This is a genomic window from Citrobacter sp. CK195, assembly GCF_030333365.1.
Classification (GTDB): Bacteria; Pseudomonadota; Gammaproteobacteria; order Enterobacterales; family Enterobacteriaceae; genus Citrobacter_B; species Citrobacter_B koseri.
Genome location: NZ_JAOWGB010000017.1, coordinates 239,663 through 263,309, shown reverse-complemented (window position 1 = coordinate 263,309; position 23,647 = coordinate 239,663). Strand labels below are relative to the sequence as shown.

The following is a 23,647-nucleotide window of genomic DNA, read 5'->3' as shown; positions in this document are numbered from 1 at the left end:
CATGCTCATTGATGACATTGATTTTGCAGACCTCTACCGCCAGCAGCTATTGCAGGCGAAACGAACGGAAAAAACGCCCGACCATTGGGATAAACGGGCAGAGAAAATGGCAGAAAACTGCGCGTCGCCGACGGACACCTACCTGCAACAGCTGATGGAGAAAATGGATTTGCAGGGCGCGAACTCGCTGTTTGATATGGGCTGTGGCCCGGGCACCGTCTCGCTGGCGTTAGCGGGCAAAATACCGCATATCTGCGGCGTGGATTACAGCCCCGGAATGCTGCGCGTTGCCGCCCGTCGCGCGACAGAGCAACGGGCAACCCATGTTCACTGGGTGCAACGCGCCTGGGAAGAGGACTGGAGCGATCTTCCGCGCTGCGATATCGCCGTGGCCTCCCGCTCAACGCTCGTTGCGGATATGCGCCAGGCGATGACAAAACTCAACAACCAGGCGCGGCTGCGCGTCTATACCACGCACCTGGTCAGTTCCTCTTTTGTTTCCCCCACTATCCAGCGCGCGTTGGGTCGCGAGGTTATCGAGCTGCCTAACTATATTTATGCTCTCAATGTCCTGTACCAGATGGGGATCTGCGCCCATGTCGATTTTATCCGTGGGCAGAACTGCCAGCAGGACAACAACACCTGGGAACGCTTTGCTGAGAACGTTCGCTGGAGCATGGGCGACATCAGCGATGAAGAGCGTGAGCGTCTGTACCGCTGGTATCAACAGCAGGATGCCAGCGCCCTTGCCCCGGCCAGCCGGGACTGGGCGCTGATCTGGTGGGACAGCATTCCACAAAAGGCGCTGAAATGATCTACTTCTCACACGCACAAACGGACGCATTGCTGCTGGAGGATATTCAGGGAGGCGACCTGACCACGCGAGCTCTGGGCATCGGCAATCTGCCAGGCCGCATGACCTTCCGCCATCGCCAGGGCGGCTGCGTGAGCGGCATTGCCGTGGCCAGACAAATGTTGCAGTCGCTGGGGCTGACCGTCCTGGAGCAGATGAACGACGGCGAGCGCGCCGCAGCCGGTCAACAATTGATCAGCGTCAGCGGGAATGCGGCGGCGCTGCACCAGGGCTGGAAGGCCGTACAAAACGTACTGGAGTGGAGTTGCGGCGTTTCACACTATCTCGACAGCATGCTTCACATCCTGCATAGCCGTTACCCCGACGGGCAAATAGCCTGCACGCGTAAAGCCATTCCCGGCACCCGGCTGTTAGCCGCACAGGCGGTGCTCGCCGCAGGCGGAATCATTCACCGCGCCGGGTGCGCGGAAACCGTGCTGCTGTTTGCGAACCACCGCCGCTTTCTCGCCCCCGGTAACGACTGGGCCGGGGCCATTTCGCAGTTGCGCCGTCATGCCCCGGAAAAAAAGATCGTCGTCGAAGCAGACACTCCAGAGGAAGCCCTTGAAGCGCTCCGCGCAGGCCCCGACGTTTTGCAACTCGACAAATTTACCCCACATCAGGCAGCGGAGGTGGCCCGGACGGCGCCTTCACTGGCCCCCCATTGCACGCTGGCGCTGACTGGCGGCATCAACCTCGCCACTCTGGCGAGTTATCTCGACTGTGGTATCAGGCTCTTTATTACATCCGCACCGTACTACGCACCACCGATGGATATCAACGTCATCCTGAACCCGGACGAAAGTGACATATAACATTGATAAATGGAATAAAAACAATGAAATTCACTCAGAGTTGTCTTTACACGGCATTATCGGTAGCTTTTGCGCATAATGCGTTTGCTGGGCAAGAAAGCGACACCATGACCGTCTGGTCTAGCCCCGCCTCTGCGGCGACCACCACGGTGCTTGGTCAACAAACCATGCAGGATCTGGATAAGCAGAATGTGGCGCAGGCATTAAGCGTCATCCCCGGCGTGGCGTTGCAAAAATCAGGCAACCGCAACGAACAGCAGGTCAAAGTTCGCGGTTTTGACAGCCGCCAGGTTCCGATCTTTTTCGACGGCGTGCCGGTTTACATCCCTTACGACGGCAACCTCGACTTAGGGCGCTTCCTCACCTCGGACATTGCCTCCGTTGAGGTGTCCAAAGGCTACTCATCGCTGTTGCAAGGCCCTAACCAGATGGGCGGCGCGATCAACATCACCACCAAAAAACCGACAAAACCTCTCGAAGGGAGCATCGGTTATCGCCAGGGATGGAGCCGGAGCAAAGATAACGCCCACGATATGCACGCCTCGTTTGGCGCCAGTAATGAGCTGGGTTATCTGCAAGTCAGCGGTAGCCAGTTGAAGCAGGATTTCCTGGGTCTGCCGCACGGGGTGGACAACGCCATTGCAGGCAGCAACGGGAAGATGATCAACTCGTCGGCAGATGATAAACGGGGCATTGTTAAGCTGGGCTTCACGCCGCGCGAAAATGACGAGTACACCCTGACCTATATCAACCAGGACGGTGAAAAGGACAACCCGCCATACGCAGGCACCAGCAGCCAGAAGTCGCGCTACTGGCAGTGGCCGCAATACGATAAAGAGAGTTATTACTATCAGGGCACCACGCATCTGGGCGATCGCTTCACGCTGAAAAGCCGGCTTTATCGCGACACCTTTGAAAACACGCTGATGATGTACAACTCCCTTGCCGACCTGAAAAACAAGAAAGGCAGCTATAGCCACTATTCTGATTACAGCGATGGCGCAGGGTTACAACTCGCCGCCGAAATGCGTGAAAACGATCTGCTCTCGTTCGCCGTTAACTGGAAAGATGACGTCCACCGTGAAAAAGGCGCGCCGCATGCGGCATACGATCGCTATGAAGATCGCACCTGGTCGCTAGCCAGCGAATACCAGTGGGCCGCCGCCGATAATGTGGATGTCGTGGCCGGTATTAGCTATGACTGGCGTGACAGTCTGGAAGGGATGAAACACGAAAAAGACGGCAGCGTAACCCACTACGACGACAACAACCAGTCAGCGTTTAACTGGCAGGTCATGACCAAATACCACTTCGCAAACGAGGACACGCTGGCGCTCTCTTACTCTGACCGGACGCGTTTCCCGACGCTCAAAGAGCGGTATACCACGTCGAAACCGGCGTATAACCAGGTGGCTATCGTCAACCCGCAGTTAAAACCCGAACGCGCCCGCAGCGTGGATCTGACCTGGAACGGTTCGCTGACTCGCGACTGGGGATTCGAGGTCAGCGTGTACTATAACCGCGTAACCGACGCAATCCTGTCGCACAACATTGATGCCGATACGATCCAGAACCGCAATAGCGGCCGGGTGGATTACACCGGTCTGGATGCCGGAATAAAAGGCAATGTGTCTGAAATGCTGGATGTCGGGCTGAGCTACGGGCTGATCCACGCGGACGTCAAGCGTGATGAAATCGGTGAAATCACCGATTTGCCAACGCAGACGCTCACCGCATGGATGACGCTCAAACCGTGGGAACCGCTGAGTGTTACGCTGTCAGAAGAGGCGCGTTCCTCCAGCTACAGCAATTCAGACGGTTCACAGAAAGCGGGCGGATTTGCCATTACCCATATCCGCGCGGATTATGCGCTGGGCTACGGTTTTAGCGTCAACGCGTCCGTGAACAACCTGTTCGATACGAAGTATGCCTACAGCGAAGGGTTTATCGAGGAAGGCCGTAATTTCTGGGCCGGGGTGGAATATAAGTTCTGATTGTTCCACCGAATGAAAACGAACCCGGCCTGCGCAATTGCAGGCCGGGTTGCTATCAGAAGCTGTAGCTGGCGCCAACCTGAACGGTGCGGTCGCGACCAATCCAACAGTTGTTGTCGTCGTAACAGCTAAACGTCTCTTTGTTGGTAATATTCTGCGCGCTGGCCTTCAGCGTCACCCCGCTCAACGATGGGATCGCCTCTCCCAGACGGTAAGAGACGGCCATATCATACTGCGTCGTGCCGCCGAGTTTGCCTTTGTCGTTAGCTGGCGAGATCTCCATCGGCCCGGTATAACGGACGCCCGCGCCAACGTTCAGCCCGCGCAGCGGCGTATTATCAAAGGTGTAATCGCCCCACAGGTTAAACGCGTTTTCCGGCACCTGGGTCGGACGTTTACCTTCATACGTTTCATCTTCCGTGTTGATCGCATGGGTATAGGCATAGTTGGCGATCAGCGTGACGTTATCCGCCGGACGGCTGACAATCGACAGTTCGGCCCCTTTTGACTCAATCTCGCCGGTCTGACGGTAATCCCAGGTCGGCGTGGCGGAAAGCACATTTTTCTGGCGGATATTAAACACCGATGCGGTAAAGGTGGTCGCGTATTCCGCCAGCAGGTATTTCACCCCGCCCTCAACCTGCTTGCTGGTGGTCGGCTTCACCTCTTTCGAGGTCAGTGTCCCTTGCGGCGAGATCGGCTTAAAGCCTTCGGAATAGCTGATAAATGGAGAGATCCCATTTTCAAACGCGTATAACGCACCGAAACGTTTGGTTACGCGATCCTGTGAAATCCAGGTTTTATCGCCGTTTTGCAGATAGTCGGTCGTGGCGGAACGATAGTCATCGTAACGCACGCTCGCCAGCAGGTTCAGGCCGCCAAACGCAATCTGATCCTGAAGATAATAACCATTCTGCTGATAAGATAGACGGTTATTCTGCGCAGTACTCAGCCCTAAATCGTCGGTATGAATCTGACGATAGTTCGGGTGGCGCATGTCGATCCCCGGCGTGCTGCTGGCATAGCGGTAGAAGTAATGGCTGTCGAGCTTCTGGTAATCGAAGCCTGCCAGCAGATGGTGCTGCCAGTCGCCTGACACTACCGTTTTCGTAACCTGGTTGTCGATGTTAAAACTTTTCAGGTCTTCATCGGTCGTGTAGGCAAACCGGTTCAACTCCCAGACCGGATTCCCCGTATTTCCGGTGGAGTAGACGCTGCGCTGGTGGGTATCCACATCAAAGTAGCGCGCTTTCTGATTGAAGCCCCAGCCGCTGTCAAACTGGTGTTCAAAGCTGTAACCCAGCATCCATTGACGCTGCTTAAAGCCGCTCCACTCATCTCCGGCAAAATCACGGCGCCCCGCATACTCTGAACGCAGATAAGAAATGGGCAGCGGGTTGGAAGGCGACAGCGACGGTGTATTCTGCGCCAGCGCATCAATCGTCAGACGCGTTTTGTTGTCCGGTTGCCAGGTAACGGACGGGGCAACCAGATAGTTTTCATAGCGGGAGGTATGCGGTTGATCATCCCCTTCCGTCGCTTTGCCGAGTAAACGGTAGTTCCAGTCGCTGTCGCTGATTTGCCCGGTTGAATCCAGATAACCCTCTTTCAGATTACGGGTGCCGGTGTTGAAGCCCACTTCCGTTTTCTGTTCCGCCTGCGGTTTTTTACTCTGGATGTTTACCAGTCCACCCGGCGATCCATTGCCGTACAGCACCGAGGCCGGGCCTTTCAGAATATCCACGCTTTCAATCAGCAGCGGATCAATACGCGCTTTGGTATTCCCGGTCACGTTGTACGGCAGTTGCAGGCCGTTGTAATACTCCTGATCCACCGTAAAACCGCGAATCTTATATTCGCTCATATAGGAGGTATTACCGCGAACTTCCGTTGACACGCCCGGCGCGTAGCGCAGAATTTCATTCACCGAGTTGGCGTGGCGTTGCTCAATCTCCTGCCTGTCGATGGTGTTGATCACCTGCGGCGTTTTGCTTTCCGGCACGGCGGATTTGGTGGCGCTGTTGATCCAGGCCGGAAGAAGGCTCTCCTGCCCGGCGGCGGTGACCACAATGGTCGACTCTTTTGCCTCTTCAGCATAAGACGGGACAGTCAGGGCTAAGGTGATACATCCAGAGAGCGCGCGTAATGTGAAACGATGAGTTGTTTTCATGAGCAAATTATTATATGTGAAATGGAATGACAATTATTCTCATTTTTATTCACAAATCAAGCCGGCTTTCGCCGTTAATCCGGCCAGGCGTTGCTCAGGAATACAGATTGTTCTGACGTCTGTTGAATCCCCGTAAACGTGCCGGGAAGACGCCTCCCCTGACACGTTCACGACTGATAATGCGCCAGAGCGATAATGGGCATCAAGTGAACGGAAAACACGCCAGGGTAGCGTGTCGCCGATTTACGCACTCATCCCCACATCCGCTCTGTTCATTTAATTGCGCCGCAGAAGGCGAAAAACGCCGAGCACAACAATCGCCCCGACGACGGCCACCAGGAAACTGTGAAGATTGAACCCGCTGATGCTGCCGCCGATACCAAACATGGTTGCCAGCCAGCCGCCGACAACCGCACCAACGATACCGAGAATACAGGTCAGTATAAAACCACCGCCATCGCGACCCGGCATAATCAGCTTAGCGATAACACCTGCAATCAGACCAAAAATAATCCAGGCAATAATTCCCATATTCAGGCCCTCTTTCCAGTGAAAGCATGCGCAAGACGTTCTTGCGCCAGTCCCTTAAGTATAGGCAAATCAACCGGCCATGCTTTTCATCCTGCGACGTTATGCGCTGGCGTTGATAAAAATTTCACCCATTTGTCTTAAGTTCCGTCATGCCATGCCGATAACCAAACGATAATCTGTCAGGCATCCAGGAGTCATTACGCGTGAGTCACTACAGTGAGCAGTTCCTGAAGCAAAACCCGTTGGCGGTATTAGGCGTACTCAAAGATTTAAACAAGAGCCAGGTGCCGCTACGCATCTCCTGGGCCGGGGGGCAGTTCATCAGTAAGATTCTGGACGTTAACGCGGAAAAACTGGTGATGGATTTCGGCAGCCAGGACTATGAAAACATCGCCGTTCAGCGCGCCAGACAGATAACCATTACCGCAGAAACGCAGGGCGCGAAAGTGGAGTTCACGCTGGATCAGCTCACCCGCGGCGAATACCAGCAGCTTCCGGCATTTATTACCGCGCTGCCGCCCGAGCTGTGGTTCGTTCAGCGCCGGGAGTATTTCCGTATTTCCGCGCCTTTGCATCCCCCCTACTACTGCCAGGCGAAAATGCCGGACGACAACACGCTACGTTTTCGCTTGTTCGATCTCTCGCTGGGCGGCATGGGCGCATTGCTGGAAGCGACAAAACCCGCCGGATTAACCGAAGGCATGCGCTTTTCGCAAATTGAGCTGAACATGGGGCAATGGGGCGTTTTCCACTTTGACGCCCAGCTTATTTCCATCAGCGAACGCAGAGTGATTGACGGTAAAAATGAGACGATTACCACTCCCCGCCTGAGCTTTCGTTTTCTCAACGTCAGCCCGGCGGTGGAGCGGGAATTACAGCGGATTATTTTCTCTCTTGAACGGGAAGCGCGGGAAAAATCCAATAAGGTGCGTGAATAACCCCCGTGCGGGTTACATCGCATCCAGCGCTTGCTGGAGTTTCCAGATATAACGCGGCGCCTGTGGCGCAGGATGATTTTTGGCAACGTGCTCGAAAAACTCATCCGCGCTCAGATCGTTGATTTTCTCAATCGCTTTTTTGCGATCGGAAGAGAACGTGCGCAGCAGCGCGCCCGCGCCATTGGCATAAGAGACCACCAGCGCGTACTGCATCACCTGCGGATCGTTAATACCGGCCAGCGACCCGTGTTCCAGAATACTCAGGTACGCCGTCCCCATTGAGATATTCCGCTCCGGGTTTTTCAGTTCGCTGGTCGACGGTTCGCCGCTCCAGCCCATATGACGATAAACATCGCGCCCGGATGTCGAGGCCTTCAGTTGCATTAACCCAACCGCCCCGGATTTACTGACCACCGTCGGATTACCGCCCGATTCAATCGCGATGATCGCGGTAATCAGACGCGGGCTGACGCCCCAGGCTTCCCCGGCTTTTTCACTTATCGGCATCCACTGCATTGCCCGTTTAACCGGGACTTCGGCGTTCCAGGGCGGATTCTTGTAATCCTGCTTTGAACTACAGCCCGCCAGCAATACAACCAAAAAAGCAAACCATCTCAATTTCACGTCATCTATCCTTATAGCCGGAATTCGCCGCTGCGAGTGACAACGACATGCTCAATCGGCATGATATACATTTGGTTTTAGATGTCAGCAAGGAATTGCCATGTCCCTGTTTCACTTAATCGCCCCATCGGGTTACTGCATCAATCAGCAAGCGGCTTTACGCGGCGTACAACGGCTGATCGAATCCGGCCACCAGGTGGATAACGCCGCCGTCATTGGCCGCCGTGACCAGCGTTTTGCCGGTTCAGACGCCGAGCGTCTGGCGGATGTTAACGGCCTCGCCCGCCTGACGACGCCCGATACCATTGTGATGCCGGTTCGCGGCGGTTACGGCGCCAGTCGTCTGCTGGAGAGCATTGACTGGCAGGCGCTCATCGCACGGCAGCAGGCGAACCCGCTGCTGATCTGCGGCCACAGCGATTTTACGGTGATTCAGTCCGCCCTGCTGGCGCTGGGCAAGGTGATAACGTTTAGCGGCCCCATGCTGGCGGCGAATTTCGGCGCGGAGGAGATGAACACCTTCACCGAGCGCCATTTCTGGCGGGCCTTGTGCAACGCGCAGTTCACGGTGGAGTGGCAAGGTAACGGCCCGACATGTGAAACGGAAGGCACGCTGTGGGGCGGCAATCTGGCCATGCTGATCTCCCTTATCGGCACCCCGTGGATGCCCGCCATTGAAAATGGCGTACTGGTGCTGGAGGATATTAACGAGCATCCTTTCCGCGTTGAGCGAATGCTTCTGCAACTGTATCACGCGGGGATTCTGTCCCGGCAGAACGCGCTGATATTGGGCAGTTTCAGCGGTAGCGCGCCGAATGATTACGATGCCGGTTACGATCTTGACGCGGTTTACGCGTTTCTGCGTTCCCGTCTCTCCATCCCCGTCGTGACCGGTCTGGATTTTGGTCATGAGCAATGCACCGTTACGCTGCCGCTCGGCGCCCACGCGGTGCTAAAAAATGGCGAAAATGGCAGCCAACTCACACTCTCCGGCCATCCTGTCCTCAAATCATAAAAAAAGCCGTCGCCTGGGCTAAGTAAAACGCTGTTTCTGTCGTTATTATGTTAGGGTTTATTATTAGAAACAGCGTAATTCAGGAGTAACATAACGTTGGATGCCGCAGCCATTATTAGTCTTTTCATTTTAGGTTCAGTCCTCGTAACCTGTAGTATCTTATTAAGTTCATTCTCATCTCGTCTTGGCATCCCTATTCTGGTTATCTTTCTCGCGATTGGCATGCTCGCGGGTGTTGATGGCGTTGGCGGTATCCCGTTTGATAATTATCCTTTCGCGTACATGGTGAGTAACCTCGCGCTGGCAATTATTCTGCTGGATGGCGGGATGCGTACCCAGGCCAGCTCCTTTCGCGTCGCCCTGGGCCCGGCGCTCTCGCTCGCGACGGTAGGGGTACTGATTACCTCCGGTCTCACCGGCATGATGGCCGCCTGGCTCTTTCATTTGGATCTCATTGAAGGGCTGCTGATTGGCGCCATCGTCGGTTCAACGGATGCGGCTGCCGTTTTTTCTCTGCTGGGCGGTAAAGGGCTTAACGAACGCGTCGGTTCGACGCTGGAAATCGAATCCGGGAGTAACGACCCGATGGCGGTGTTCCTGACCATCACGCTGATAGAGATGATTCAGAAACATGAGACCGGCCTGAGCTGGCTTTTCGTGCTCGATATCATCCAGCAGTTTGGACTGGGGATCATGCTGGGGTTAGGCGGCGGATATCTGCTTCAGCAAATGATTAACCGGATTGCCTTACCCACCGGGTTATATCCGCTGCTGGCGCTGAGCGGGGGAATTCTCGTTTTCGCCGTAACCACCGCGCTGGAAGGCAGCGGCATTCTGGCCGTTTACCTGTGTGGATTCCTGCTGGGCAACCGCCCTATCCGCAACCGGTTTGGCATCCTGCAAAACTTTGACGGCCTGGCCTGGCTGGCGCAAATCGCCATGTTCCTCGTGCTCGGACTGCTCGTTACGCCATCCGATCTGCTGCCTATCGCCGTTCCGGCGCTGGTGCTGTCGGTCTGGATGATTCTGGTGGCTCGCCCGCTCTCCGTTTTCGCGGGCCTGCTGCCGTTTCGGGGCTTTAATCTGCGTGAGCGGATCTTCATCAGTTGGGTGGGGCTGCGTGGCGCCGTACCCATTATCCTGGCGGTTTTCCCGATGATGGCCGGGCTGGAGAATGCCCGACTGTTTTTTAATGTCGCATTCTTTGTGGTGCTGATATCGCTGCTGTTCCAGGGAACGTCCCTGACCTGGGCGGCCAAAAAAGCCAAAGTGGTGGTGCCTCCCGTCGGCTGGCCGGTTTCGCGTATCGGGCTGGATATTCACCCGGAAAACCCCTGGGAGCAGTTTGTCTACCAGTTGAGTGAAGATAAGTGGTGCGTCGGCGCCGCGCTGCGCGATCTGCACATGCCGCAGGAGACCCGCATCGCCGCCCTGTTTCGCGACAACGTGCTGTTCCATCCGACCGGAAGCACCCGTTTACGCGAAGGCGACGTTCTGTGCGTTATTGGACGTGAGCGCGACCTTCCGGCGCTGGGAAAACTGTTCAGCCAGTCGCCGCCGGTCGCGCTGGATCAGCGTTTTTTCGGCGATTTTATTCTCGAAGCCAATGCGAAATTTGCTGACGTCGCCCTGATTTACGGCCTGGACGAGGGAACGGAATATCGCGATAAACAGCAGACGCTGGGGGAAATCGTGCAGCAGTTGCTGGGTGCCGCGCCGGTTGTGGGCGACCAGGTGGAGTTTGCCGGCATGATCTGGACGGTCGCAGAGAAAGAAGACAACGCCGTGCGTAAGGTCGGGGTTCGCGTCGCGGGGGATGAAATGGAATAATGGAGACGCTGCCGGATGGCGGCGTTGACACGCCTTATCCGGCCTACACTCTGCCTTCTGTAGGCCGGATAAGCACTGGCGCCATCCTACGGCGCCACAAAAAAGTTACGCCGTCACAACCGGAACACGCGGCGCCAGCGCGCACATCAGTTCATACCCCACCGTTCCCGCCGCAGAGGCGACATCATCAATCTTGATCTCTTTCCCCCACAGTTCCACAGACGTACCGATACCCGCCTGCGGACACGGCGTCAGATCCACCGCCAGCATATCCATCGACACGGTGCCAACCGTTCCGGTACGCACACCGTCCACCAGCACTGGCGTGCCGTTTGGCGCATGACGGGGATAACCATCCGCGTAGCCCACCGCCACAATCCCGATGCGCTGCTCCTGGGTCGCGGTATAGCGTCCGCCATACCCGACCCGATCGCCCGCTTTCAGCGTCTGTACGCCAATAATCTGGCTGCTCAGGGTCATAACCGGTTTCAGCCCGGTATTGGCGATATCCCGCCACTGCCCTGACGGCGATGCGCCATACAGAATAATTCCGGGGCGCACCCAGTCAAAATGGGCTTCAGGATGCCACAGCGTAGCCGCTGAATTCGACAGCGAGCGACGGCATTCAAGCCCTTCCGTCGCATGGGCGATTTTCGTCATCGCCTGGTCGATCCCTTCCGGGTGCTCAGCATCGGCAAAGTGCGACATTAACGTCATTTCGCCCACATTCGGCAGCGCCCGCAGTTGCTGCCAGACGGTCTGTACCCGCTCGGGTAAAAAACCCAGCCGGTTCATGCCGCTATTCACTTTGAGATAAACATCCAGCGGCGCGTTCAGGCGTGCGTTTTGCAACACTTTAAGCTGCCAGTTGCTGTGTATGCAGGTCGTCAGACGGTATGTGTCATATATGGCCAGCTCGTCGGCATGGAAGAACCCTTCCAGCATTAAGATCGGCCCTTTCCATCCCCGCTCTCGCAGCGTAATCGCCTCTTCGAGATTGAGCATGGCAAAGCCGTCGGTCGCCCCCAACGCCGTCCAGATACGCTCGATACCATGTCCGTAGGCATTGGCTTTCACCACCGACCAGACGCGAGCGTCCGGGGCGGCCTGGCGCACAATGCCAAGATTTTGTTTCATCGCCTGCAGGTCAAGGCTGGCCAGTATAGGGCGGGTCATCTCGCTTCCTTATTAGTTATGCGCGCCATGAAGATGCCGGGGTCGTGACGGCGTAAAACCAGGGCTGTACCGCGCTACGCTCAGGTCGTCATAAGGAATAGCAGGTGTTCGACCTGAAAGAATATCGCTCAGTAATTGCCCTGAACCGCAGGCCATTGTCCAGCCCAGCGTCCCATGCCCGGTGTTCAGCCACAGGTTTTTGAAGCGCGTCCGTCCGATCACCGGCGTACCATCCGGGGTCATTGGCCGCAGCCCGGTCCAGAACGTGGCTTGTTCCACATGCCCTCCGCGCGGGAAGAGATCGCGTACGACCATCTCCAGCGTTTCACGACGCGGTTGTAATAATTCAGTGTTAAAGCCGACAATTTCCGCCATTCCCCCCACGCGAATGCGCTTATCAAAACGGGTAATGGCGATTTTGTAGGTTTCATCAAGGATAGTCGAAACTGGCGCGCCATCGTCCTGTGCGACCGGAATCGTCAGCGAATAACCTTTAAGCGGATAGACCGGAATATCGACGATCCCTTTGAGCATCGCCGTCGAGTAAGAGCCAAACGCCATCACGTAAGCATCGGCTTTGATGATGTCATCCCCGCACTTCACGCCGTAAATTTGTTCACCTTCGTACAGCAGTTTTTCCACCGGCGTGTTGAAGCGAAACGTCACGCCCGCCTGTTCCGCCATCTGCGCCAGGCGCTGAGTGAACAGCTGGCAATCTCCGGTTTCATCATTGGGCAAACGCAGGCCGCCGGTCAGCTTGTGCGCCACTTCCGCCAGCGCAGGTTCAACCTCCGCCAGACGGCTGGATTCCAGTAGCTGATACGGTACGCCGGCATCTTCCAGAACGGCGATATCGCGGGTGGCGTTCTCATACTGTTGCGCGGTACGGAATAACTGCAATGTTCCGCCCTGACGCCCTTCATACTGAATGCCGGTTGAGGCGCGCAGCGCTTTCAGGCAATCACGGCTGTACTCCGCCAGACGCACCATGCGCCCTTTGTTCTCCATGTAATGGCGGGTGTCGCAGTTACGCAACATTTGCCACATCCACTTCAACTGAAACTGCGTCCCGTCCAGGCGAACAGCCAGCGGCGCATGGCGCTGGAACATCCACTTGATGGCCTTCAGCGGTACACCCGGCGCCGCCCACGGCGCGGCATAGCCCGGAGAAATTTGTCCGGCATTCGCCGCGCTGGTTTCCAGCGCCGGGCCAGGTTCACGATCGATGACGGTGACGTCATGCCCAGCCTGACACAGATACCAGGCGCTGGTTACGCCAACGACACCACTTCCCAGTATGACAACTCGCATAGCCACTCCGTTAACAGTAAAAGAACAATCTTCTAATTACATCTTGATAACTCAGCTGAAAATATTATTCAACATATGGCTTTTTTATGGTGACACACCTCACATCTGCCTCTGCTGTCAGGGATCTCTCTGCTTTGGCATCTCCTGCTGCGCGTCATTTTTATCCAGCATAAAATATTGCAGCCATGCCATTTTCTGGCGTGCCGGCGCTGCGAAATCGCAAAGAAAAATTTTCTTCATCAGCACGTTTTTTAACACGGTGTTCTATGCTTGAAATGAGGTGCTCCAGACAGAGAGTGCCGCCAACAATGAGGGTGCGCGAATGGCTACGATTGATTCCATGAACAAGGACAGCACACGTTTGAGCGATGGACCCGACTGGACGTTTGATCTGCTGGATGTCTATCTGGCGGAGATTGACCGCGTCGCGAAACTCTACAAACTGGATACCTATCCGCACCAAATCGAGGTGATCACCTCTGAGCAGATGATGGATGCCTATTCCAGCGTCGGGATGCCGATCAACTATCCTCACTGGTCGTTTGGCAAAAAATTCATTGAAACCGAGCGCCTGTATAAGCATGGTCAGCAAGGGCTGGCCTATGAAATCGTCATTAACTCCAACCCGTGTATCGCTTATCTGATGGAAGAGAACACCATTACTATGCAGGCGCTGGTGATGGCGCACGCGTGCTATGGGCATAACTCTTTCTTCAAGAATAACTACCTGTTCCGCAGCTGGACTGACGCCAGTTCGATTGTCGATTACCTGATCTTTGCCCGTAATTACATTACCGAATGCGAAGAACGCTATGGCGTGGACGAAGTTGAAAAGCTGCTGGATTCCTGCCATGCGCTGATGAACTATGGCGTCGATCGCTACAAACGCCCGCAAAAAATTTCGTTGCAGGAGGAGAAAGCCCGGCAGAAAAGTCGCGAAGAGTATCTGCAAAGCCAGGTGAATATGCTGTGGCGTACTCTGCCGAAGAAAGAGGAAGAGAAAGCCGTCGCCGAAACGCGGCGTTACCCGTCTGAACCGCAGGAAAACCTGCTCTACTTTATGGAAAAGAACGCGCCGTTGCTGGAGTCATGGCAGCGCGAGATCCTGCGCATCGTGCGCAAGGTCAGCCAGTATTTCTATCCGCAAAAACAGACGCAGGTGATGAACGAAGGCTGGGCGACGTTCTGGCACTACACCATCCTGAATCATCTTTACGATGAAGGTAAAGTGACCGAACGCTTTATGCTGGAGTTTTTACACAGCCACACCAATGTGGTGTTCCAGCCGCCTTACAACAGCCCGTGGTATAGCGGAATTAACCCTTATGCGCTTGGCTTCGCGATGTTCCAGGACATCAAACGCATTTGCCAGTCGCCAACGGAAGAAGACAAATACTGGTTCCCGGATATCGCCGGTTCAGACTGGCTGGAAACCCTGCATTTCGCGATGCGTGATTTTAAAGACGAGAGCTTTATCAGCCAGTTCCTGTCGCCGAAAGTGATGCGTGATTTCCGTTTCTTTACCGTGCTGGACGACGACCGGCACAATTATCTGGAAATTTCGGCCATTCACAATGAGGAAGGTTATCGCGAGATCCGCAATCGGCTTTCGTCACAGTACAACCTGAGCAATCTGGAGCCGAATATTCAGATCTGGAATGTGGATTTACGCGGCGATCGCTCTTTGACGCTACGCTATATTCCTCACAACCGCGCGCCGCTGGATAAGGGACGTAAAGAGGTGCTGAAACATGTGCATCGCCTGTGGGGGTTTGATGTCATGCTGGAGCAGCAGAATGAGGATGGCAGCGTTGAGCTGCTGGAGCGGTGTCCGCCGAGAATGAACAGCCTGTAGTTTAATTGCCGGATGGCGGTGTAAACACCTTATCCGGCCTACAAACAGCACATCACCGTAGGCCGGATAAGCAAAGCGCCATCCGGCACAAACAATCAGCACACCACCGTAGGCCGGATAAGCGAAGCGCCATCCGGCGCAAACAAACAGCACACCACCGTAGGCCGGATAAGCGAAGCGCCATCCGGCGCGAACAAACAGCACACCACCGTAGGCCGGATAAGCGGAGCGCCATCCGGCGCGAACAAACAGCACACCACCGTAGGCCGGATAAGCGAAGCGCCATCCGGCGTATAACGATTAGCGGCCCTGAATGGCCAAATCGCCTGGCAAATTCTTCTGCATACGATGCCAAATCTCACCGCTGTCATGACCGTAACGGCGTACCGTTTCGTACACCTGGTCATGCGCGCCCTGTTCGCAAAGCGATGACAGCTTATGGTAGAAACCGAGCGCCAGGCTCCGGGCTTCCGGGTTGGCGAAATAGTGACGACCAATGCGGGTATACAGCCCTTTCATCCCGTTCAGGATCAGACCGTAAATCGGATTACCGGAGGCAAACGCCAGACCGCGGAAAATGTTGTAATCCAGCTCTGCGAATGCATCGGCGTAGTCGGCCACTTCATTCGCCGTCGCCAGTACCTCCTGCGCCTTATCAGGATGCTGACGAAACGCGGTGCGGATAAAAATCGTGGAGATATTGGTTCGCACCGACAGCAGATTATCAATCAGTTGCGGCACGCTTTCATGATCAAGACGCGCGAGCGTTTCAAGAATATTCAGCCCGGACGTTTCCCAGAAATTGTTCACCTTTGTCGGTTTGCCGTGTTGAATCGTCAACCAGCCGTCTCGCGCCAGGCGCTGCAATACTTCGCGTAACGTGGTGCGCGTCACTCCGATAAGTTCGGAGAGTTCACGTTCAGCAGGCAAAATAGTGCCAGGTGGGAAGCGGTTATTCCAGATACTTTCAATGATGTACTCTTCCGCGAAACCCGCCGGGCTCTGCGCCTTAATGACCATAGTGAGATTTCCATTACACAGCAAAACATAGTTACACTCATCATACCAGACGGGTTTCATGGCTGATAGCGGACAGGATGAAGAAAAAGGGGATCAAGGCTTCATTTTCTGGATAACGCCGCGCCATCACGTTAAGGACTTGCCTGCTTTTACCCTGGCCGCTAAGCTTTGCGCCTAAACATAAAAACATGATTCTCACATTTACAGGTAAGGGAAACTGCCATGGAGCTCTCCTGGGGTCGCGCATTCTGGCGCAACTTTCTGGGCCAGTCGCCTGACTGGTATAAACTTGCATTAATCGCTTTTTTAATTGCTAATCCACTGATTTTCTTCATCAACCCATTTGTAGCGGGCTGGCTGCTGGTCGCTGAATTTATTTTCACGCTGGCGATGGCGCTGAAGTGCTATCCCCTGCTGCCAGGCGGATTACTGGCGATTGAAGCGGTCATCATTGGGATGACCAGCGCAGCGCATGTGCGCGAAGAGGTTGCCGCCAACCTCGAAGTGCTGCTGCTGCTGATGTTCATGGTCGCAGGCATCTACTTTATGAAGCAGTTGCTGCTGTTCATTTTTACCCGCCTGCTGCTTAGCATTCATTCCAAGATGCTGCTGTCGCTCGCATTTTGTATGGCTGCCGCCTTCCTGTCCGCTTTCCTTGATGCCCTGACCGTTGTCGCGGTGGTCATCAGCGTCGCGGTCGGCTTTTATGGCATTTATCATCGCGTCGCCTCTGCGCGCGGCGAAGAGAACGATCTCCAGGATGACGACCACCTCGACCAGAACAGTAAAGCGGTGCTGGAACAGTTTCGCGGTTTCTTGCGCAGCCTGATGATGCATGCGGGCGTAGGCACCGCGCTGGGCGGCGTCATGACGATGGTCGGTGAACCGCAGAACCTGATTATCGCCAAAGCGGCGGGCTGGCATTTCGGCGATTTCTTCCTGCGCATGTCGCCGGTGACGGTTCCGGTGCTAATTTGCGGGCTGCTCACCTGCGTGCTGGTCGAGAAGCTGCGCTGGTTTGGCTATGGTGAAACGCTGCCGGAGAAAGTGCGTCATATTTTGCAGGAGTTCGACGATCAAAGCCGTCAACGTCGTACACGCCAGGACAAACTCAATCTGTTTGTACAGGCGATTATCGGCGTCTGGCTGGTGACGGCGCTGGCGCTGCATCTGGCGGAAGTGGGCTTAATTGGCCTGTCGGTCATTATTCTGGCCACGTCACTCACCGGCGTCACCGATGAACACGCGATTGGCAAAGCATTTACTGAGTCCTTGCCGTTTACCGCGCTGTTGACGGTTTTCTTCTCCATCGTGGCGGTCATTATCGATCAGCATCTTTTCGCCCCGATCATCCAGTTCGTTTTACAGGCTTCCGAACATGCGCAGTTAACGCTGTTCTACCTCTTCAATGGCCTGCTGTCGTCCATTTCCGATAACGTGTTCGTCGGGACGATTTACATCAATGAGGCCAAAGCGGCTATGGAAAGCGGCGCAATCAGCATGAAACAGTACGAACTGCTGGCGGTAGCGATCAACACCGGCACCAATTTGCCGTCCGTAGCGACGCCAAACGGCCAGGCGGCATTTTTGTTCCTGCTCACCTCTGCGCTGGCGCCGCTGATTCGTCTCTCTTATGGCCGTATGGTCTGGATGGCGTTGCCATACACGCTGGTGCTCACCCTCGTTGGTTTACTCTGCGTCGAGTTTACCCTCACCCCCATCACGGAGTGGATGACGCAATCTGGCTGGTTAGCTACATTCTCATAACATCAAACCGGGCAAATCACTGCCCGGTTTGACTTTTTGCATGATAATTATCCGATTATACTTTATTTCATTTCCCACTACTGGCGCATAAATTGAATTGGTTTACACTGCGGTGTCTACGCATGTTGCAGGGAAATAATTATGTTGCGATTTTTAAACCAGTGCTCACGGGGTCGGGGCGCGTGGTTACTGATGGCGTTAACTGCCTTTGCGCTCGAAATGGTAGCGCTGTGGTTCCAGCACGTCATGCTGCTCAAACCTTGCGTGCTATGTATTTACGAACGTAGCGCGTTATTCGGCGTGATGGGCGCGGGTCTGGTTGGCGCTGTCGCCCCTAAAACGCCGCTGCGTTATGTGGCGATAGCGATCTGGATTTACAGCGCCTGGCGCGGGTTGCAGTTGGCCTATGAACACACGATGATCCAGCTTCATCCTTCGCCGTTCATGACCTGTGATTTTGCTGCGCGCTTCCCGACGTGGCTGCCGCTGGATAAATGGCTGCCGCAGGTCTTCCTGGCTTCCGGCGACTGCGCCGAGCGTCAGTGGTCGTTTTTAACCCTGGAGATGCCGCAGTGGCTGTTGGGGATTTTTGCGGCGTATCTGGCGATCGCGATCCTGGTGTTGATTGCTCAACCGTTTAAGCCGAAAAGACGCGATCTCTTTAGTCGATAACAGAACGCTCCTTCGGGAGCGTTTTTTTTCACCTGACGGCGTTGCTTCCGGGCATCTATAAGATGTATATTAAATGCATCTTATAGATGCCCCCACAAGGAGACGCCTTATGTCCCATTTACGCATCCCGGCAAACTGGAAAATTAAACGTTCCACTCCCTTCTTCACCAAAGAGAATGTGCCAGCCGCACTGCTCTCCCACCATAACACCGCTGCGGGTGTCTTTGGGCAACTCTGCGTGATGGAAGGCACGGTCACTTACTACGGTTTCGCTAACGAAGACGCCAAAGAACCTGAACTCAAAGTGGTCATTAACGCCGGTCAGTTTGCGACCAGTCCGCCGCAATACTGGCACCGCATCGAATTAAGCGACGATGCGCAATTCAATATCAATTTCTGGGTTGAAGACGACAACCACGGTGATGAAATGTATCAGGCGAAAAAAGCGTAATTAACGCTTGCTGAACAATGGGCGGTTCAGTCCGCCCATGAAGGTTTGTTTAAGATAGGCGGCACTATTAAATCATTGTGCGTCGAAGTGAACAGAAAGCAGTCATAAAGCAGAGTGTTAGCGCAAGATGAATCACCACCTTCACAGGTTTTGAGTTGTTTTGCGCTAATTTTTTGCCCCACCCATGCCCCATTCATCACCTTTCCATTCAAATTCGGAATTCATCAATTCCCGTTTCCCCTCTTCCAGGATATTTTACAGACTCCTTTTAAATCATTACCGGTGCGCACCACTTTTTCTCCCTGCCCTATACTTTCAGTCTGAAGACTGGAGGTTTCCTATGTGTGGACGCTTTGCCCAAGCACGGACCCGCGAAGAATACCTGGCATATCTGGCCGACGAAGCCGATCGTGATATCGCATATGACCCTGAACCTATAGGCCGGTACAACGTGGCGCCCGGTACCAAAGTTCTGCTACTCAGTGAACGTGACGAGCAATTGCATCTGGACCCGGTGATCTGGGGATATGCGCCCGGATGGTGGGATAAGCCACCGCTGATTAACGCGCGCGTTGAGACTGCGGCCACCAGCAGAATGTTCAAGCCCCTGTGGCAGCATGGCCGGGCTATCGTGTTTGCGGATGGTTGGTTTGAGTGGAAGAAGGAAGGCGACAAGAAGCAACCATACTTCATCCACCGGGCTGACGGCCAGCCAATATTCATGGCGGCGATCGGCAGCATACCGTTCGAACGCGGTGATGATGCCGAAGGATTCCTGATTGTCACCGCTGCAGCCGATAAAGGTCTGGTAGACATTCACGATCGGCGTCCTCTCGTTCTGTCACCTGAAGCAGCGCGAGAATGGATGCGGCAGGATATTGGCGGAAAGGAAGCCGGAGAGATAGCAGCAGACGGGGCAGTGCCGGCAGATAAATTTATCTGGCACGCCGTGACGCGCGCCGTTGGCAATGTGAAAAATCAGGGGCGGAGTTGATCGAGCCTGTCACTTAACACGCAGTAGATCTGAAAACCTTGTTGTATACCGCGGTGAAAGCATTTCTCGTTTCATCGCCCACTGCTGCTGGATGCCCTGTCCTGCAAAATACAGCGTCCCTCTCCCGCCTTTGGCATTGAGTTGATCCAGCACTTCCATCAGCTTCTCGCTGCCGGCGCGCGGTGCATTGTCATCAAACAGGTTAAGCTGTGCGACACCCTGGCTGAAGAAGTCTCCCAACATTACTCCTGCTTTCTGGTATCGGTGTCCGTCTTTCCAGATGGCATCAAGGCACCGTGTGGCCGCTGCTATGATGTCCCGGCTGTCTTGCGTCGGTGTCAGTAGCTTAACCGATGCGCTGTTGCCGTAATATGGTTCATTGAGCGCAAAAGGAGACGTTTTGACGAACGCTGAGATAAACCGGCAATACTGATGCTCGCCCCGTAACTTTTCCGCTGCGCGTGATGCGTAGTTGCATATCGCCTGGCGCATCTCTTCGTAAGCAGTGATACGGCCACTGAAGGAGCGTGAGCAGACGATTTCCTGCTTTACAGGTGCAAACTCTTCCAGTTCCAGACACGGCTCACCACGCAGCTCGCGTACCGTTCTTTCGAGCACAACATGGAAATGCTTCCTGATAAACCGGATATCGGTGTCAGCCAGGTCAAGAGCAGTTTTGATTCCCATCCCCTCCAGCTTTTTAGAGATGCGTCGCCCTATACCCCACACCTCTCCAACTGGCAGCGCAGCTAAAAGTTTACGCTGCCGGTCTACGTTCGATAAATCAACAACGCCGCCTGTCTGTCGTTGCCACTTCTTTGCCGCATAGTTAGCCAGTTTCGCGAGGGTTTTTGTCTGCGCAATACCGACACCGACGGTGAGATGTGTACGCTGTAATACTGTGGTGCGGATCTCCCGGCCAAACTCAGTAAGGTCACGGCAGTTTCTCACACCAGTAAGATCGCAAAATGCCTCGTCTATGCTGTAAATTTCGACGCGAGGACTCATTTCTTCCAGCGTTGTCATTACGCGATTCGACATATCAGCGTAAAGCTCATAGTTACTGGAGAACGCGACGATGCCGTGACGGCGAAAAGTCTCTTTTTGTTTGAAATAGGGCTCCCCCATTTTCACAAAGGGCTTCGCTGCTGCCGAACGCGCAATGACACAGCCATCGTTGTTAGAGAGAACGACTACCGACCTTCCTTTGAGGTCTGGCCTGAATACCGTTTCACAGCTCGCATAAAAGCAGTTCACATCCACGAGCGCAAACATACTCATCCAGCAGACTTCACGATGTAGGTTACGACGCCGAAAACCTCCAGATTGTCTTCACTACCAATCATGATTGGCTTATACACAGAGTTTTCAGGCTTGAGCATGACAGCAGGATGCAGCAACAGGCGCTTGACTGTGAACTCACCGCCGACCGCTGCAATGACAATGTCCCCATGCCCTGCTTTTCGTGAACTGTCGACTACCAACAAATCGCCTTCGCCGATTCCAGCATCACGCATAGAATCTCCTGTGGCCTTCACGAAATACGTCGCGCTTGGGTGCCTCACCAGCAATTCGTTAAGGTCTATACGCGACTCAACGTAATCTGCGGCTGGCGAAGGAAACCCGCATGGAACAAGGTCACTAAACATCGGTAGCGACACTATCTGGCGTAGTTCTATAGGCGTGAAAAACTGCATGATAATCACCTTAATGATACTGTATAAATAGACAGTATTATTGCATCAGTGGCAGCAATCAAGCCCCTAAGAGTGAATGAAACAGTAAGTGACTGGTGAGATGTGAAATTTAGTTTTATGGGGGGTTAGTCAGTTGGGAAGTCAGCAGTTGGCAACATATCAACGCTCGCCAACTGACTGCCGCTGTGTTCTTGCGGCAGCACCTAAACATCGGGCTATCATTAAGCTATGTCTGCTAACAAATCTATCTGAAAGATGTTATGTAAAAAGCCATTCATTAGACTATGATTAAAATACGATGCGTTAAAATCGCAAATTTAATTTTTAGCTTCTTTTTTCCATTGAATCTCACTAAATATCCAAACTAGCATAAATGCTATATCCATGAACATAGAGCCGCGTAATGGCAAATCCAAATCAAACAAATTAACAATGATTGAATATGCACAGATCACTGCGGCAATTCTTATCACTGTTTTATAAAAATTAGCTATCATACCCTCCCCCCCATGACATTAGAGGCGGAATCATACACATTACATAAAGGTAATGGAAGAACGCCATCACGTAACACCATCATACAGATCCTTGCTTGCAAAAATCCATACATTAATTACGGATATATAGCAATTGAGATGCAGATGGATTGGCGTAGTTTTAATCTTCGCACTCCCATCGTAGACCTGCGTCACATGCCATCCGGGCTAAGCCCTGTTCGGCCCCATAAAGTAACGCCAGAAGCGTACTCATAGGTAACGTTTTTTGACAGAAGTCAAGAAAACAAACAGGTGGATAATCAGTATATTGTGATACTATCATCATCGTTAACAAATAATTTATGGTAGAGAAATGTACAACAATATATATTTAAAAAGACTTGATCACCTTCGCTTTTATGCGATAAGCATCGTAGCTTTTTTCCATTTCAAGGGGCGTGTTCTTCCCGCTGAGAATTGGGGTATTGATTTAAAAGACACGATAAAGCTATGGATTAATCAAGGCTCTACTGGTGTGTCTTTATTTTTAGTGCTTTCTGGCTTTTTATTCACAGTGATAAGTGACGCTGGCAGAAAAGAAATTAACTATTGGATGTTTATAAAGAATAGAGTACTGAGGATATTCCCTCTATTGACAGTAGTCTTCTTTGTTATTCTATGTGTCGGAAAAAAAGACGTTGGCCCTATAGATATATTGAGGCTTTTATTTCTGCAACTCAATACTGGAACAGACAGACCTGGATGGGGTGAGCAGTTTTTTCCAGTTGGTGTGATATGGACTATAGCAGTTGAGTTTCAATTCTATCTTATATTCTCTTTTCTCGCATTATTTTTGAAACGTTATGGACCAGTATACATCCTTTCCCTCATTATTACATTCATGTCTATAAGGTTCGGAGTAATAGCGTTAAAAGGAGAGGGGTATGCGCCTAACTTTTATAGCACTATAATCGGGAGAATTGACCAATTTCTAATTGGTATAATTGCTGGATACTTATATGTAAAAGGATTTATGTTAAGAATGCCAGGCGCTGTTAGATACGTTTCACTTATTTCATCCCTTGCTTTATTGACTATATATTTAGGAATGGAGAAGTCAAGATTCTTCATAGGGGTTACCGGTTACACGATAGAGGGGGTGTTATGGGTATCTTTCCTGTACATGTATATAACGGTTCCATTCTCTAGACTTAACTGGTTGAGTAAGATTATAGGTAAGATTGGCATGGTAAGTTATTCTATGTATCTGCTTCATCTGCCAGTAGCATGGACAATTGTTAAGATGGGCTGGGCGGGGACAGTAATCGCAGATCGAGTAAAAGATACAGCACTATACTTATTGCCAGCTGTAATAATATTTTCATTTTTCACCTATTATACAATTGAAAGACCTTTCTTGAGCATGAAAGTGAAATACTTTAAAGAAAATTAAGAAAT

The 23,647-nt window shown here is 53.3% G+C and carries 21 protein-coding genes; 12 read left to right on the top strand and 9 right to left on the bottom strand.

Annotated features, from left to right (window positions below):
* The first annotated feature begins 1 nt into the window (after position 1).
* Genes OGX93_RS02225 through OGX93_RS02215 form a run of 3 tightly spaced genes read left to right on the top strand, consistent with a single transcriptional unit; the run spans position 2 to position 3,662 of the window.
* Complete coding sequence (locus OGX93_RS02225) at positions 2 to 814, top strand: class I SAM-dependent methyltransferase (RefSeq protein ID WP_286449243.1); 813 nt, start codon at positions 2 to 4, stop codon at positions 812 to 814.
* The gene (gene modD / locus OGX93_RS02220; protein ID WP_012132096.1) at positions 811 to 1,668 is read left to right on the top strand and encodes a ModD protein; all 858 of its coding nucleotides are present in this window, start codon (positions 811 to 813) and stop codon (positions 1,666 to 1,668) included. Before OGX93_RS02225 ends, modD begins: the two co-directional genes overlap by 4 nt.
* A gap of 23 nt (positions 1,669 to 1,691) precedes the next feature.
* Positions 1,692 to 3,662 (top strand): TonB-dependent receptor plug domain-containing protein, encoded by a 1,971-nt coding sequence (locus tag OGX93_RS02215; protein WP_200075751.1) that lies wholly within the window; start codon positions 1,692 to 1,694, stop codon positions 3,660 to 3,662.
* Positions 3,663 to 3,717: 55 nt separating this feature from the next.
* On the opposite strand, the gene OGX93_RS02210 is transcribed toward OGX93_RS02215, so the two are convergent.
* Together OGX93_RS02210 and OGX93_RS02205 are read right to left on the bottom strand one after the other, a co-directional pair.
* Entirely contained in the window at positions 3,718 to 5,832 is a 2,115-nt protein-coding gene (locus tag OGX93_RS02210; protein ID WP_286449244.1) for a TonB-dependent siderophore receptor, read from the bottom strand.
* A gap of 276 nt (positions 5,833 to 6,108) precedes the next feature.
* Positions 6,109 to 6,363 (bottom strand): GlsB/YeaQ/YmgE family stress response membrane protein, encoded by a 255-nt coding sequence (locus tag OGX93_RS02205; RefSeq protein WP_012132092.1) that lies wholly within the window; start codon positions 6,361 to 6,363, stop codon positions 6,109 to 6,111.
* A gap of 203 nt (positions 6,364 to 6,566) precedes the next feature.
* Here OGX93_RS02205 and ycgR point away from each other — a divergent pair, with 203 nt between their 5' ends.
* Complete coding sequence (ycgR, locus tag OGX93_RS02200; protein ID WP_047463290.1) at positions 6,567 to 7,301, top strand: flagellar brake protein YcgR; 735 nt, start codon at positions 6,567 to 6,569, stop codon at positions 7,299 to 7,301.
* Between the two features lie 12 nt (positions 7,302 to 7,313).
* Here the strand turns inward: ycgR and emtA are convergent, their stop codons facing one another.
* Complete coding sequence (gene emtA / locus OGX93_RS02195) at positions 7,314 to 7,925, bottom strand: membrane-bound lytic murein transglycosylase EmtA (RefSeq protein ID WP_012132090.1); 612 nt, start codon at positions 7,923 to 7,925, stop codon at positions 7,314 to 7,316.
* A gap of 100 nt (positions 7,926 to 8,025) precedes the next feature.
* Here emtA and ldcA point away from each other — a divergent pair, with 100 nt between their 5' ends.
* On the top strand, positions 8,026 to 8,940 hold the full coding sequence (ldcA, locus tag OGX93_RS02190; RefSeq protein ID WP_286449245.1) for a muramoyltetrapeptide carboxypeptidase: 915 nt from the start codon (positions 8,026 to 8,028) through the stop codon (positions 8,938 to 8,940).
* 96 nt (positions 8,941 to 9,036) lie between these two features.
* On the top strand, positions 9,037 to 10,770 hold the full coding sequence (locus OGX93_RS02185; RefSeq protein ID WP_024130274.1) for a potassium/proton antiporter: 1,734 nt from the start codon (positions 9,037 to 9,039) through the stop codon (positions 10,768 to 10,770).
* Between the two features lie 105 nt (positions 10,771 to 10,875).
* Here OGX93_RS02185 and dadX read toward each other — a convergent pair whose 3' ends face one another.
* Both dadX and OGX93_RS02175 read right to left on the bottom strand, forming a co-directional pair.
* Complete coding sequence (dadX, locus tag OGX93_RS02180) at positions 10,876 to 11,946, bottom strand: catabolic alanine racemase DadX (protein ID WP_286449247.1); 1,071 nt, start codon at positions 11,944 to 11,946, stop codon at positions 10,876 to 10,878.
* 12 nt (positions 11,947 to 11,958) lie between these two features.
* On the bottom strand, positions 11,959 to 13,257 hold the full coding sequence (locus tag OGX93_RS02175; protein WP_012132085.1) for a D-amino acid dehydrogenase: 1,299 nt from the start codon (positions 13,255 to 13,257) through the stop codon (positions 11,959 to 11,961).
* Between the two features lie 322 nt (positions 13,258 to 13,579).
* Here OGX93_RS02175 and OGX93_RS02170 point away from each other — a divergent pair, with 322 nt between their 5' ends.
* Positions 13,580 to 15,112: a SpoVR family protein gene (locus OGX93_RS02170; protein WP_024130273.1), complete on the top strand. Its 1,533-nt coding sequence runs from the start codon at positions 13,580 to 13,582 to the stop codon at positions 15,110 to 15,112.
* 300 nt (positions 15,113 to 15,412) lie between these two features.
* Here the strand turns inward: OGX93_RS02170 and fadR are convergent, their stop codons facing one another.
* Positions 15,413 to 16,132, bottom strand: coding sequence for a fatty acid metabolism transcriptional regulator FadR (fadR, locus tag OGX93_RS02165; RefSeq protein WP_024130272.1), 720 nt, complete (start codon positions 16,130 to 16,132; stop codon positions 15,413 to 15,415).
* Between the two features lie 222 nt (positions 16,133 to 16,354).
* Between fadR and nhaB the strand changes: the two genes are divergently transcribed.
* The 4 genes from nhaB to OGX93_RS02145 all read left to right on the top strand — a co-directional run bounded on the left by nhaB (position 16,355) and on the right by OGX93_RS02145 (position 20,016).
* Entirely contained in the window at positions 16,355 to 17,899 is a 1,545-nt protein-coding gene (gene nhaB, locus OGX93_RS02160) for a Na(+)/H(+) antiporter NhaB (RefSeq protein ID WP_286449249.1), read from the top strand.
* 141 nt (positions 17,900 to 18,040) lie between these two features.
* Positions 18,041 to 18,571 (top strand): disulfide bond formation protein DsbB, encoded by a 531-nt coding sequence (dsbB, locus tag OGX93_RS02155; protein WP_024130271.1) that lies wholly within the window; start codon positions 18,041 to 18,043, stop codon positions 18,569 to 18,571.
* Positions 18,572 to 18,680: 109 nt separating this feature from the next.
* A complete protein-coding gene (locus tag OGX93_RS02150; RefSeq protein ID WP_047463267.1) occupies positions 18,681 to 19,022 on the top strand; it encodes a TehB family protein in 342 nt (113 codons plus the stop codon).
* Between the two features lie 340 nt (positions 19,023 to 19,362).
* The gene (locus OGX93_RS02145; protein ID WP_286487764.1) at positions 19,363 to 20,016 is read left to right on the top strand and encodes an SOS response-associated peptidase; all 654 of its coding nucleotides are present in this window, start codon (positions 19,363 to 19,365) and stop codon (positions 20,014 to 20,016) included.
* A gap of 9 nt (positions 20,017 to 20,025) precedes the next feature.
* Here the strand turns inward: OGX93_RS02145 and OGX93_RS02140 are convergent, their stop codons facing one another.
* The 3 genes from OGX93_RS02140 to OGX93_RS02130 all read right to left on the bottom strand — a co-directional run bounded on the left by OGX93_RS02140 (position 20,026) and on the right by OGX93_RS02130 (position 22,210).
* Positions 20,026 to 21,291, bottom strand: a complete 1,266-nt coding sequence (locus OGX93_RS02140; protein WP_286487763.1) for a Y-family DNA polymerase — start codon at positions 21,289 to 21,291, stop codon at positions 20,026 to 20,028.
* A 2-nt stretch (positions 21,292 to 21,293) separates the two neighbouring features.
* On the bottom strand, positions 21,294 to 21,713 hold the full coding sequence (locus OGX93_RS02135) for a translesion error-prone DNA polymerase V autoproteolytic subunit (protein ID WP_286487762.1): 420 nt from the start codon (positions 21,711 to 21,713) through the stop codon (positions 21,294 to 21,296).
* A gap of 317 nt (positions 21,714 to 22,030) precedes the next feature.
* On the bottom strand, positions 22,031 to 22,210 hold the full coding sequence (locus OGX93_RS02130; protein ID WP_286449679.1) for a hypothetical protein: 180 nt from the start codon (positions 22,208 to 22,210) through the stop codon (positions 22,031 to 22,033).
* A 352-nt stretch (positions 22,211 to 22,562) separates the two neighbouring features.
* Here OGX93_RS02130 and OGX93_RS02125 point away from each other — a divergent pair, with 352 nt between their 5' ends.
* Positions 22,563 to 23,642 (top strand): acyltransferase family protein, encoded by a 1,080-nt coding sequence (locus OGX93_RS02125; RefSeq protein WP_286487761.1) that lies wholly within the window; start codon positions 22,563 to 22,565, stop codon positions 23,640 to 23,642.
* Positions 23,643 to 23,647 lie beyond the last annotated feature (5 nt).